This window comes from Pseudoduganella umbonata (assembly GCF_014192225.1).
GTDB lineage: Bacteria > Pseudomonadota > Gammaproteobacteria > Burkholderiales > Burkholderiaceae_D > Rugamonas > Rugamonas umbonata.
In genome coordinates this window covers 232,365-245,150 of the sequence record NZ_JACHXS010000002.1, presented here as the reverse complement: position 1 = coordinate 245,150, position 12,786 = coordinate 232,365, and the positions used below count along the sequence as shown (strand labels likewise).

Below are 12,786 nucleotides of genomic sequence, written 5' to 3'. Positions count from 1 at the left end.
GAAAGTTCCAATCGCATGAACACCACCCTGATCATTTTCGTCGCGCTCTATCTCCTGGGAACGCTGGGCCTCGGCATGTGGGCGGGCACGCGGATCAAGAACACCAGCGACTTCGCCGTCGCCGGCCGCAGCCTGCCGCTGATCATGGTCATCACGACAACATTCGCCACCTGGTTCGGTGCCGAGACCGTGATGGGGGTGCCGGCGAAATTCGTGCAGGGCGGCCTGAATGCCGTGATCGAGGACCCGTTCGGCGCCGGTACCTGCCTGATCCTCGTCGGCCTGTTCTTCGCCACGAAACTGTACAAACTGAACCTGCTGACGATCGGCGACTATTACCGCCAGCGCTACGGCAAGGGCATCGAGGTGTTCTGCTCGGTGGCGATCATCCTCAGCTACCTGGGCTAGGTGGCGGCGCAGATCACCGCACTGGGCCTGGTGTTCGCGGTACTGACGAACGGCGCGCTGGCGCCGGCGGCGGGCATGGTGATCGGCACGCTGGCCGTGCTGATCTACGTGGTGGTCGGCGGCTTCCTGGCCGTGGCGATCACCGATTTCATCCAGATGATCGTGCTGGTGGTGGGCATGACGGTCATCGCCTTCTTCGCGGCCGACCTGGCCGGCGGCGCCGGCAAGGTGCTCGACATGGCGCACAGCGCCGACCTGTGGCGCCTGTGGCCGGAACCGACGTTCACCGACATCATGTTCTTCTTCGCCGCCGCCATCACGATGATGTTCGGCAGCATTCCGCAGCAGGACGTATTCCAGCGCGTGATGTCGGCCAAGGATGCGCCCACCGCGCGCACCGGCGCGGTGATCGGCGGCGCCAGCTACATCATCTTCGGCTTCGTGCCGATGTTCATCGTGGCCGCCGCGGTCGTCGTGATGGGCGACAGCGCGATGGAACTGGCCAAGAACGACTACCAGCGCCTGCTGCCCACGTTCGTGATGACGAAGATGCCGCTGATCATGCAGATCCTGTTCTTCGGCGCGCTGCTGTCGGCGATCAAGAGCACGTCGTCGGCCACGCTGCTGGCACCATCGACGAGCTTCGTCGAGAACATCCTGAAGAACCTGCGCCCGGGCATGAGCGACAAGCAGCAACTGCTGGCGATGCGCGTGACGATCGTCGTCTTCGCCGCGCTGGTGCTGGCGTATGCGATCGCGATGCAGGGCACGTCGATCTATGAACTGGTGTCGTCGGCCTACCAGGTGACGCTGGTGGGTGCGTTCATCCCGCTGGTGATGGGCCTGTACTGGCGGCGCGCCACCACGCAGGGCGCGATCCTGTCGATCGGCGCCGGCATCGCCGTCTGGCTGCTGTTCTTCCCGCAGATCTCCGATCTGGGTGAAGCATTCCCGGGCCAGCTGGCCGGCCTGCTGGCCGCGCTGGCCGGGATGATCGTCGGTTCGCTGGCGCCGCAGGTGCTGAAGAACCGGCAGGAACAGCCGGCACACATCGCCGGCGCCAAGGCCTGAGCGAAACGCCGCGGGGCGCGCTTCAGCCCAGCCAGCCCCGCTCCATCACATCCGCCAGCGCCAGGTCGAGGCAGAAGCGGATCTTCTGGATCATCTCGTCGATCTGGTCGCGCGTCATCACCAGCGGCGGCGCGATGATCATCCGGTCACCCACGGCGCGCATGATGACGCCGTTCTCGAACATGTGTGCGCGGCACAGCATGCCCACGCCCAGCGCGGGATCGAACTTCACCTGGTGATGCACGTTGGCGGCCTTGCGCCGCACCAGCGACAGCCCGGCCACGAAGCCGAAGCTGTCGGCCGTGCCGACCAGCGGATGCGCGGCCAGGCTGGCGAAGCGCTGCTGCAGGTAAGGCCCGGTATCGTGCGCGACCCGTTCCACCAGCCCTTCTTCCTCGAGGATGCGGATGTTTTCCAGCGCGGCCGCGCAGGCCACCGGGTGCCCGGAATAGGTAAAGCCGTGGTTGAAGTCGCCGCCCCCGACCAGCACCTGCGCCACGCGCTCGCCCACCAGCACGCCGCCCAGCGGCACGTAGCCGGAGGTGACGCCTTTCGCGAATGTGATCAGGTCGGGGCGCATGCCGTACAGGTCCGATGCGAACCAGGTGCCCAGCCGGCCGAAGCCGGTGATCACTTCGTCCGCGATCAGCAGCACGTCGTATTTGTCGCAGATGCGGCGAATTTCCGGCCAGTAGGTGGACGGTGGAATGATGACGCCGCCGGCGCCCTGTATCGGTTCGCCGATGAACGCGGCCACCTTGTCCGGCCCCAGTTCCCTGATCCGCTCTTCCAGCCAGCCGGCCGCGTGGATGCCGAATTCTTCCGGCGTCATGCCGGCGCCATGGTCGGCATAGTGCGGCTGCCCGATGTGGACGATGCCGGGAATCGGCAGCCCGCCCTGCACGTGCATGCCGCTCATGCCGCCCAGCGACGCTCCGGCCATCGTACTGCCGTGGTAGGCGTTATGGCGGCTGATGATGACCGTGCGATCGGGCTGCCCGGCCAGGTCCCAGTAGCGGCGCACCATGCGCACGTTGGTGTCGTTCGCTTCCGAACCGGAACCGGTGAAGAACACATGATTGAAGCCGGCGGGGGCGATCTTCGCCAGCTTGGCGGCCAGCTGCACGGCCGGGATCGTGGTGGTGTTGAAGAAGCTGTTGTAGAACGGCAGCGTATCCATCTGCCGCGCCACCGCCTCGGTGATACTGCGGCGGCCATACCCCACGTTGACGCACCACAGGCCTGACATCGCGTCGAGCACCTTGCGCCCGTCGGAATCCCACAGCCAGATGCCGTCACCGCGCACCATCACGCGCGCGCCCTTCTGCGCAAGCGCCGCGTGGTCGGTAAACGGGTGCAGGTAGTGTGCGGCATCGAGCCGCTGCAAGCCCTTGGTGTCCGGCAGCTCCGGCACGATCGGGGTGGTGGTCATGATTGCCTCCTGGTGAAGGCGCGGTCACGCGGGCCACGCGACAGCCGGCCAGGCGGCCGGCGAAAATATCGGCTGACCGGGCAAGGTCAGTGATTCAGTATAAACCGTTTACGTTACCGGGAGCCAGACCCGCTGCCCCCGGTTCTGCTTGGGTGGGTCGTCAGACGTGAAGCAGCAGGTGTTCCCGTTCCCAAGGGCTGATGACGGTCATGAATTCCTGGTGCTCGAGATCCTTGATGGCAGCATACACGTCGATGAAGCGCTCGCCCAGCACCCCGCGCAGCTTTTCTTCCTTGCGCAACAGGCCCAGTGCTTCCGGCAGCCCTTGCGGCAGTTCGTACTTCATCTCGTAGGCGCTGCCATGGGTGATTTCAGTGGGATCGAGCCCTTCGGTCATGCCGAGGTAGCCGGCGGCCAGCGTGACGGCCAGCGCCAGGTAGGGATTGGCGTCCGAGCCGATGATGCGGTTTTCCACGCGGCGGTCCTGGATGCCCGATTCGGGCACCCGGAAGCCGACGGTGCGGTTGTCCACGCCCCACTGGATGTTGATCGGTGCCGCCGTATGGCGCACCAGCCGGCGGTACGAGTTCACGTACGGCGCCACGATCGCCAGCGCCGAAGGCATGTAGCGCTGCAGGCCGCCGATGTAGTGCTTGAACAGCTGCGACGGCGAACCGTCCTCGTTGGAGAAGATGTTCCAGCCCGTCTTCGCGTCGACCACGCTCTGGTGGATGTGCATCGCCGAGCCGGGCTCGCCGGCCATCGGCTTGGCCATGAAGGTGGCGTACATATTGTGTTTCAGCGCCGCCTCGCGCAGCGTGCGCTTGAAGAAGAACACCTTGTCGGCCAGGCCGAGCGGTTCACCGTGCAGGAAGTTGATTTCCATCTGGCCGGCGCCGATCTCGTGGATCAGCGTGTCCACGTCCAGCCCCATCACGTCGCAGTAATCGTAGATGTCTTCGAACAGCGGATCGAATTCATTGACGGCATCGATGCTGTAGACCTGGCGCGACGTTTCGGCGCGGCCGCTGCGGCCCACCGGCGCCTTCAGCGGCAGGTCCGGATCGGAGATCTTGGCGGTCAGGTAGAACTCCAGCTCGGGCGCCACCACCGGCTTCCAGCCCTTGTCCTCGTACAGCTTCAGCACGCGGCGCAGCACGGAGCGCGGCGCGAAATCGACCAGGCGTCCGTCGGCGAAATAGCAGTCGTGGATCACCTGCGCGGTGGGATCGGTGGCCCACGGCACCATCGTGATCGTGCCGGGGTCGGCCTTCAGGATCATGTCGCGATCGATGTTCGAGATCGCGCGGTCGTAGGCCGGGTCGTCGGTGGGGGAATTGCCGGTGACGGTCATGCCGAGGATCGCCTCGGGAATGCGCATGCCGCGTTCCTGGGTGAACTTCCCGCGCGGCAGGATCTTCCCGCGGGCGACGCCGGTCAGGTCCGGCACCAGGCATTCGATTTCGGTGACTCGTTTTGCGTTGAGCCACTCGTCCATGTCGGTATAACTGAAATTCTCGCGGATAGCCATGCTTTGCTCCATAAGTCAATGTTCGCAGCCGGGTGCGGGCCGCGTCCCTCGAACTTCACATGGAAGCGCAGCTATGGGATTCCGCCCGCCCAGGCCTCGTAGGTAGTCATCAGCCCCGCTCCTGGCGACGCGCCTGGAATTCGCGGCAAGCATTGCCAAATGCCAGGAACATCTTCATCGAGTCGGGGTTTTCCGTGATGCGCCACTCGGGGTGCCATTGCACCGCCAGCGTGAAGCCATGCGCGGCGTCCACGGTATAAGCCTCCACCAGCCCGTCGTGCGCGACCGCTTCCACGGTCACGCCGGGGGCCAGCCGGTCGATACCCTGCCCGTGCAGGGAATTGACGGTGATTTCCTCCGGGTTGCCCAGCATTTCGGCAAACTTGCCCCCCTTCGTCAGGTAGATGGGGTGCGCGGGACCATACTGCACTTCCAGGGAATCGTCTTCGCGGTCGCGGTGGTCCATCATGCCCGGTAATTCCTGCACCGCCTGGTGCAGCGTGCCGCCCAGCGCCACGTTGATCTCCTGGAAGCCGCGGCAGATGCCCAGCAGCGGGATGCCGCGCTTGATGGCCGCGCGGATCAGCGGCAGCGTGGTGGCATCGCGCGCCGCATCCAGCGGCAGGTCCGGGTTGCGGATCGGCTGGCCATACAGGTCGGAATGCACGTTCGACGCCGACCCGGTCAGCATGACGCCGTCCGCCACGTGGAGTACCGCTTCCATGTCCGTCAGCTCGGCCAGCGCGGGCAGGATCAGGGGCATGCAACGCGCGCCGAGGACGACGGCGTTCACATACTTGTTCTGTGCGGCATGGTTCGGGAAATGCCCGATTTGCCGGGTACACGCTGGAACGAGGACGATGGGACGGCGCATATATACAACTCCGCAAACGATGACGACCGATGTATTTAATGTAACACAAAGTGGAATATTCGATTGTACGGTCGCGTACACAATCGAGGCTCCTTCCAGACATGCCAGGGGCAAACCTGCGGCGATTCCTCGCCAGATCACAGGCAGCCCGCACGGGCGGCAGCCTGCTCAGCCGTGCAGTTCGTCCAGCAATTCGGGATGCCGCTCCAGCAGCTGGAGCAGCTTGATCGTGGATGGATGCGGAGTAGCCTTGCCCGCTTCATAGCTGGCGAAGGCGCCGGTGTCGGTGCCGAACAGGTCGTCCGCTTCGGACGGATCGAGCCGCAGCCTGCGGCGCACGGCCGCGATATACGCTGGATCGGCCAGTTCGCCGTCGACGCGGCGGTGGAAGCGGGCCACCAGTTCGTCGAAGCGCTCGACCGCCGCGCCATCGAGCGCGACGCCGCCGCACTGGACACAGTGGTAGCCACTGACCGATGGGATCGTGGTGTGGCGGTCCTTGTAGGTATAGGACACGCCGTGCGTATCGTGCACCGGGTCCGGCGCACCGCAGTCGGGGCATTTCTCCATGATGGCGATTTCCTGGAAAGCTTGTCAGTCCAGGCGATTCTAGCGCCGCCAGCCCCGAAGGGCTGGCACCGGAGAACCCGGGAGGTCAGGCAGGCACGCGCATCTGCGCCAGCAATTGCCTGATTTCCGGCACGCACGAGCCGCAGTTGCCGCCCGCCTTCACGCAGGCGGTGACCTCGGCCGTGGTCTTCAGGTCCTTGTCGCGGATGGCGTTGCAGATCGTGTTGCGGCCCACGCCGAAGCACGAGCACACGGTCGGGCCGGTATCGGCGCCCTGCTTCAGCGGACGCCCGGCCAGCACGCCGGCGCGCTCGGCATCGGCCAGCGCCTCGGTCGAGAACAGCCCGGCCAGCCAGGCACGCTCGGGCAGGTCGGGCCGCGGCGACACGAAGATGCACTGGGCGATCCGGTCGTCGACGATGTGCACGGCGCGGTACACGCCGGCGCTGCGGTCCGCATACTCGAGCCAGTCGGCATCCGCGTCGGCAATGCCCAGCAGTTCGCGCGCCCAGGTGCCGAAATCGCCGATGCGGTTGCGGCCGGCCATCTCGTAGCGGGTGAAACCGGCGCCCTGCGCACGGGTCCAGTACACCACCTTGTCCAGGTCGAGCGGCGTGCGCGACAGCACGAAGCCATGCCACTGCACGGGGAAGCGTTCGACCATCACCGGCGTGTGCTTGAATTCCGGTTCGCCGGAGACGGGATCGACCACGGGATTGACGACCGCACCGACACGGGCGTCGGATGCGTTCTGGCCGTTCCAGTGGATCGGCACGAACGCACTGCCGCGGGCGATGCCGCCGCCGTGCCGCACGCGCGCCACCATGCTGCCCCATTGCGACGAGATGCGCGCCAGCTCGCCGTCGCGCACGCCGCACAGCAGCGCATCCTGGGGGTGCAGGTCGACGAACGATTCCGGCGTGTGCTCGGCCAGCTTCGGTGCGCGGCCGGTGCGCGTCATCGTGTGCCACTGGTCGCGCACGCGGCCCGTGTTCAGCACCAGCGGATACTCGCCGCCGGCGGTGTTGACCGGCAGGCGCGGCACCGTCGGCACGAAGCGCGCGCGCCCGTCCGGGAACGAGAAGCGGTGATCGGCGAACACGCGGCGCCCGATCGGCCACTGCACCGGCTGCAGGCCGTCGTAGCCGGCACGGTCGAGCGAGGCCAGCGCGCCGATGTCGAACAGGCGGGGCAGCGCATCGGCTGCGTTGCGCCAGGCGGACAACCGGGCATGCTCGGCAAAGATCTCCGACTGGTGCTGGAAGTCGAAGCCGTCATAGCCGAGCCGCCGGGCGAATTCGCACAGGATCTGCCAGTCGCCCTTGGCCTCGCCGGGCGCCGGCAGGAAGCCCCGCTGGCGCGAGATGCGGCGCTCGGAGTTGGTCACGGTGCCATCCTTCTCGGCCCACGCCAGCGCGGGCAGCAGCACATGGGCGAAGGCGTTGGTGTCGGTATCCCGTACCACGTCCGATGCGATCACCAGCTCGGCCTTCGACAGCGCGCGGCGCACCTGGTCGGCATCCGGCAGGCTGACCATCGGATTGGTGGCGATGATCCACACGGCCTTGACCTTGCCGGACTCGATCGCCTGGAACAGGTCGACGGCCTTCAGGCCCGGCTTGTCGGCGATGCGCGGCGAATGCCAGAATTCCTGCACGGCTGCGCGGTGTTCCGGCTTGTCGAGATCCAGGTGCGCGGCCAGCATGTTGGCCAGGCCGCCCACTTCGCGCCCGCCCATCGCGTTCGGCTGGCCGGTGATCGAGAACGGGCCCATGCCCGGCTTGCCGATGCGGCCGGTGACCAGGTGGCAGTTGATGATCGCGTTGACCTTGTCGGTGCCGGCGGACGACTGGTTGACGCCCATCGAGAAGCCGGTGATCACCTTCGCCGTGGCGGCAAACGATTCGTAGAACGCCAGCACGTCTTCCACCGGCAGCCGGCAGGCTTTCGCCACTTCTTCGGGCGTGATGTCGGCCGACGCCAAAGCGTCGTTCAGGCCGCGCGTGTGGTTGGCGATGAAGGCCGCGTCGACCGCTTCGCCGCGCGCCAGGTAAGCCAGCAGGCCGTTGAACAGCCACACGTCGGTGCCCGGTTTCACGGGCAGGTGCAGGTCGGCCAGCTCGCAGGTGGCGGTGCGGCGCGGGTCGATGACGACCAGCTTCATGTCCGGCCGGGCTTCCTTCGCGCGCATGATGCGCTGGAACAGGATCGGGTGGCACCAGGCCAGGTTCGAACCGACCAGCACGATCATGTCGGCGTTTTCCAGGTCGTCGTAATTGACCGGCACCAGGTCTTCGCCGAAGGCCCGCTTGTGGCCCGCCACGGCCGACGACATGCACAGCCGCGAATTGGTATCGATGTTGGCGCTGCCGACGTAGCCTTTCATCAGCTTGTTCGCGACGTAATAATCTTCCGTCAGCAACTGGCCGGAGACGTACAGCGCCACCGAATCCGGTCCGTGCTCGTCGACGATCGCGCGCCATTGGCCGGCGGCGCGGTCCAGCGCCTCATCCCACGACACCTGGCGCAGCGTGCCGCCTGGTTGGCCATCGTCGCGCACCTGCGGATGCAGCAGCCGCCCCTCCAGGCCCAGCGTCTCGCCGAGCGCCGCACCCTTCACGCATAGCCGGCCGAAATTCGATGGGTGATCCACGTCGCCGGACACGGTGGCGGACTGCGGCCCCTGCGGCACGGCCTTGACGCCGCAGCCGACGCCGCAGTAAGGACAGGTGGTGGCGATGGACAGGTGTTGCTGGGACAGGTTCACGATGGTTCCAATTCTCGAGTTTATGCAGCGAGCGCGGGGCCGAACAGCAGTTGATGGCGCATGGCGCTGATGTCCGCGCCGCGCTGGATCAGGTCGAAGTACCACGGCCCGTCCTGCACGTCGCCGTACAGCACGGCGCCGACCAGGCATGGCCCGTCCAGCACCAGCCGCTTGTAGACACCGCGGCGCGCATCGCGCAGCACCAGGTCTTCGCTGCCTTCGGCGCCGATGAAGTCGCCGACCGAATACAGCTCGATGCCGGTCACCTTCAGGCGCGTGGGCGAAGCCTGCTGCACGTAGCGGCGGTGGCCCGCGCCCGCCAGGTGGGCGGCGCACACCTTGGCCTGTTCCCAGATCGGCGCGACCAGGCCGAACGTGGCGCGGCGGTGCTGCACGCATTCGCCGACGGCATACACGCGCGGGTCGTACGATTGCAGCGTGTCGTCGACCACGATCGCGCGCTCGCAATGCAGGCCGGCCGATTTCGCCAGTTCGATATTCGGGCGCACGCCCGCGGTCATGACCACCAGGTCCGCCGGTATTTCGGTGCCGTCCTTGAAGCGCACGGCCGTCACGCGGTCCGGGCCGACGATCCCGGCGGTCTGCGCCTCCAGCATGAACTTCAGGCCGCGCGCTTCCAGCGCGCGCTGCAGCAGTTGCGCGGCCGGCTTGTCGAGCTGCTGGTTCATCAGCGCATCGGTGACGTGCACTACCGTGACTTCCATGCCCTGCTTCAGCAGGCCATTGGCGGCCTCCAGCCCCAGCAGTCCACCGCCGATCACCACGGCATGGCGGTGGTCGTGCGCCGCCGACAGCATGCTTTCGACGTCGGCGATATCGCGGAACGCCAGCACGCCGGGCAGCTCGTGGCCCGGCACGGGAATGATGAAAGGCTTCGATCCGGTGGCAATCAGCAGGCGGTCGTAGCCCACTTCATGGCCGGACTGCGAGCGCACGATGCGGCGGCGGCGGTCGATGTGCACCACCGGGTCGCCGGCGTGCAGCGCGATGCCGTTCGCCTCGTACCAGTCGCGCGTGTTCAGCATGATGTCGTCGACCGACTTTTCGCCGGCCAGCACGGGCGACAGCAGGATGCGGTTGTAGTTGCCGTGTGGTTCGGCGCCGAACACGGTGATGTCGTACAGGTCCGGCGCCAGCGCGAGCAGCTCCTCGACCGTGCGCATGCCGGCCATGCCGTTGCCGATGACCACCAGGGCGGGCTTCATGGTGTTGTCCTCAAGCCCCGACCCACACCTTGCCGGCTTCGATGCGGGCCGGCCAGGTGGGCACCGAGTTTTCCGGTGCCTCCAGGCACTCGCCCGTCTGCAGGTCGAAATGGTGCTTGTAGATCGGCGAGGCCACGACGAGGCGCTCGCCCAGGCTGCCCACCAGGCCGCGCGACAGTACCGAGGCTTCCGAGTTCGGATCGTAGTTGCCGATCGCAAACACGCGGGTATCCACGCCGTCATGCAGGCGGAACACGGCAACCTGCTCGTTGTTCAGCAGGGCGCACACGCCGGTGTTCGGCACGATGTCTTCCACGCCGCAGATCGCGGTCCAGTTGGCGGCTTCGTTCTCACGTTTCATGTTGGCTCCTAGTCAGCTGTTCAGGCGGCTTTGATGGGGATGACGCGTTTCTTTTCCTGCACGGTGGCCGGCCGGATCTGGCCGCGCTCTTCGATGAACACCACGTTCTCGTCCTTCTTCTCGCTGTTGACGAAGTGGCGGAAGCGGGCGCGCGTTTCCGGGTTGTTGACGGCTTCCTTCCACTCGCAAATATACGTATCGACCACGCGCTGCATGTCCGCTTCCAGTTCGGCGGCCAGGTCGAGCTTGTCGTTGATGACCACGTCCTGCAGGTATTCCAGGCCGCCTTCCAGGTTGTCGCGCCACGTGCTGGTGCGCTGCAGGCGGTCGGCGGTGCGGCTGTAGAACATCAGGAAGCGGTCGATGTACTTGATCAGCGTTGCCTTGTCGAGGTCGGAGGCGAACAGTTCGGCGTGGCGCGGCTTCATGCCGCCGTTGCCGCACACGTACAGGTTCCAGCCTTTTTCGGTGGCGATGATGCCCACGTCCTTGCCCTGCGCTTCAGCGCACTCGCGGGTGCAGCCGGATACGCCGAACTTGATCTTGTGCGGCGTGCGCAGGCCCTTGTAGCGGTTCTCCAGCTCGATGGCCAGGCCCACGCTGTCGTCCACGCCGTAGCGGCACCAGGTCGAGCCCACGCACGACTTCACGGTGCGCAGCGACTTGCCGTAGGCATGGCCGGTCTCGAAGCCGGCGGCGATCAGTTCTTCCCAGATCGACGGCAGTTCGTCGACGCGGGCACCGAACAGGTCGACGCGCTGGCCGCCGGTGATCTTGGTGTACAGGCCGTATTTCTTGGCGACCTGGCCGACGGCGATCAGGCCGTCCGGCGTCACTTCGCCACCCGGCATGCGCGGCACCACCGAGTACGTGCCGTCCTTCTGGATGTTGCCCAGGTAGTAGTCGTTGGTGTCCTGCAGGCTGGCGTGTTCCTTCTTCAGCACGAAATCGTTCCAGCACGTGGCCAGGATCGAGCCGGCCAGCGGCTTGCAAACGTCGCAGCCGAGGCCTTTGCCGTGCTGGGCGAGCAGTTCGTCGAAGGTCTTGATGTTGCCGGCGCGGATGATGTGGAACAGTTCCTGGCGCGAGTGCGGGAAGTGTTCGCAGACATGGTTGTTGACGTCCATGCCCTGCTTCTTCATCTCGGCCTTCATCACCTGCGTGACCAGCGGCACGCAGCCGCCGCACGAGGTGCCGGCATTGGTGCAGCTCTTCAGCGCGCCGATCGACGTGGCGCCGTCGGCCACCGCGGCGCAGATCGCGCCCTTGGTCACGTTGTTGCACGAGCAGATCTGCGCGGCATCGGGCAGCGAATCCACGCCCAGGCCCGGCCTGGCCTTGCCGTCCGATTGCGGCAGGATCAGGAATTCCGGCGATTCCGGCAGCTCGATGCGGTTCAGCATCATCTGCAGCAGCGTGCCGTATTCGCCGGCATCGCCGACCATCACGCCGCCCAGCAGGTACTTGCCGCAGTCGGACACGACGATCTTCTTGTAGACCTGCTTGCGCTCGTCGGTGAACTGGTAGCTGCGCGCGCCTTCCACCTTGCCGTGCGGGTCGCCGATGGAAGCCACGTCCACGCCCATCAGTTTCAGCTTGGTGCTCATGTCGGCGCCATTGAACTCGGCCGACTGGCCGGCCAGCTGCTTCGCCACCACGCGCGCCATGTCGTAGCCCGGTGCGACGAGGCCGTAGATCATGCCGTTCCACAGCGCGCATTCGCCGATCGCGAACACGTGCGGATCGGAGGTGCGGCACTGGTTGTCGATCGTGATGCCGCCGCGCGGGCCGACGGCCAGGCCGGCTTCCTTCGCCAGCTGGTCGCGCGGGCGAATCCCGGCACTGAAGACGATCATGTCCACGTCGAGGTGCGTGCCGTCGGCGAACTGCATGCGGTGCGCGCCTTCTTCGCCGTCGACGATGGCGGTGGTGTTCTTGCCGGTGTGGACCGTCACGCCCAGTTCGGCGATCTTGTTGCGCAGGATGCGGCCGCCGCCGTCATCGACCTGCACCGCCATCAGGCGCGGCGCGAATTCGACCACGTGGGTGATCAGGCCCATGTCGCGCAGCGCCTTCGCGCATTCCAGGCCCAGCAGGCCGCCGCCGATGACGACGCCGGTCTTCAGGCGGGCGCCCGCTTCGGCCATGCCTTCCAGGTCCTCGATGGTGCGGTAGACGAAGCAGTCCTTGCGGTCGCGGCCGTCGATCGGCGGCACGAATGGGTAAGACCCGGTGGCCATGACCAGCTTGTCGTACGGGAGCACGTCGCCGGTGCTGGCGGTGACGGTTTTCGCCGCCAGGTCGATCGACTCGGCACGGGCGTTCAGGCGCAGCACCATGTCGGTACGGTCGAAGAAGCCAGGCTTCACGAGCGACAGGTCGTCCGCGCTCTTGCCGCTGAAGAATTCCGACAGGTGCACGCGGTCATAGGCCGGGCGCGGTTCCTCGCACAGCACGGTGACCTGCATGTCGGCGACGGGATTGTCCGCCAGGCTTTCGAGGAATTTGTGGCCAACCATGCCATGACCGATGACGACGATTTTCAT

General features: G+C 66.2%; 8 protein-coding genes and 1 pseudogene. 1 reads left to right on the top strand and 8 read right to left on the bottom strand.

The features are described 5' to 3' along the window. Positions 1 to 15: 15 nt before the first annotated feature. Positions 16 to 1,479, top strand: a pseudogene (locus FHS02_RS06100) (high affinity choline transporter 1). A gap of 22 nt (positions 1,480 to 1,501) precedes the next feature. On the opposite strand, the gene FHS02_RS06095 reads toward FHS02_RS06100, so the two are convergent. The 8 genes from FHS02_RS06095 to nirB all read right to left on the bottom strand — a co-directional run bounded on the left by FHS02_RS06095 (position 1,502) and on the right by nirB (position 12,786). Then, positions 1,502 to 2,911 carry an aspartate aminotransferase family protein gene (locus tag FHS02_RS06095; RefSeq protein ID WP_137314881.1) on the bottom strand — a complete coding sequence of 470 codons (1,410 nt, stop codon included), beginning with the start codon at positions 2,909 to 2,911 and terminating at the stop codon, positions 1,502 to 1,504. Between the two features lie 160 nt (positions 2,912 to 3,071). Continuing rightward, positions 3,072 to 4,442, bottom strand: coding sequence for a glutamine synthetase family protein (locus FHS02_RS06090; protein WP_137314882.1), 1,371 nt, complete (start codon positions 4,440 to 4,442; stop codon positions 3,072 to 3,074). A 109-nt stretch (positions 4,443 to 4,551) separates the two neighbouring features. Then, the gene (locus FHS02_RS06085) at positions 4,552 to 5,316 is read right to left on the bottom strand and encodes a gamma-glutamyl-gamma-aminobutyrate hydrolase family protein (RefSeq protein WP_137314883.1); all 765 of its coding nucleotides are present in this window, start codon (positions 5,314 to 5,316) and stop codon (positions 4,552 to 4,554) included. A gap of 168 nt (positions 5,317 to 5,484) precedes the next feature. Further along, a complete protein-coding gene (locus FHS02_RS06080) occupies positions 5,485 to 5,886 on the bottom strand; it encodes a type II TA system antitoxin MqsA family protein (RefSeq protein WP_137314884.1) in 402 nt (133 codons plus the stop codon). A gap of 85 nt (positions 5,887 to 5,971) precedes the next feature. Then, the gene (locus tag FHS02_RS06075; protein ID WP_137314885.1) at positions 5,972 to 8,653 is read right to left on the bottom strand and encodes a nitrate reductase; all 2,682 of its coding nucleotides are present in this window, start codon (positions 8,651 to 8,653) and stop codon (positions 5,972 to 5,974) included. A gap of 20 nt (positions 8,654 to 8,673) precedes the next feature. After that, positions 8,674 to 9,879, bottom strand: a complete 1,206-nt coding sequence (locus FHS02_RS06070; protein WP_137314886.1) for an NAD(P)/FAD-dependent oxidoreductase — start codon at positions 9,877 to 9,879, stop codon at positions 8,674 to 8,676. 10 nt (positions 9,880 to 9,889) lie between these two features. Then, a complete protein-coding gene (gene nirD / locus FHS02_RS06065) occupies positions 9,890 to 10,240 on the bottom strand; it encodes a nitrite reductase small subunit NirD (RefSeq protein ID WP_137314887.1) in 351 nt (116 codons plus the stop codon). A 20-nt stretch (positions 10,241 to 10,260) separates the two neighbouring features. Beyond that, positions 10,261 to 12,786, bottom strand: coding sequence for a nitrite reductase large subunit NirB (nirB, locus tag FHS02_RS06060; RefSeq protein ID WP_137314888.1), 2,526 nt, complete (start codon positions 12,784 to 12,786; stop codon positions 10,261 to 10,263).

What these genes read in the sequence shown, in the direction of transcription:
- FHS02_RS06070 (WP_137314886.1), bottom strand. Translation starts at nt 9,879, where the DNA reads ATGAAGCCCGCCCTGGTGGTCATCGGCAACGGCATGGCCGGCATGCGC.
- FHS02_RS06090 (WP_137314882.1), bottom strand. Translation starts at nt 4,442, where the DNA reads ATGGCTATCCGCGAGAATTTCAGTTATACCGACATGGACGAGTGGCTC.
- FHS02_RS06080 (WP_137314884.1), bottom strand. Translation starts at nt 5,886, where the DNA reads ATGGAGAAATGCCCCGACTGCGGTGCGCCGGACCCGGTGCACGATACG.
- nirB (WP_137314888.1), bottom strand. Translation starts at nt 12,786, where the DNA reads ATGAAAATCGTCGTCATCGGTCATGGCATGGTTGGCCACAAATTCCTC.
- nirD (WP_137314887.1), bottom strand. Translation starts at nt 10,240, where the DNA reads ATGAAACGTGAGAACGAAGCCGCCAACTGGACCGCGATCTGCGGCGTG.
- FHS02_RS06085 (WP_137314883.1), bottom strand. Translation starts at nt 5,316, where the DNA reads ATGCGCCGTCCCATCGTCCTCGTTCCAGCGTGTACCCGGCAAATCGGG.
- FHS02_RS06095 (WP_137314881.1), bottom strand. Translation starts at nt 2,911, where the DNA reads ATGACCACCACCCCGATCGTGCCGGAGCTGCCGGACACCAAGGGCTTG.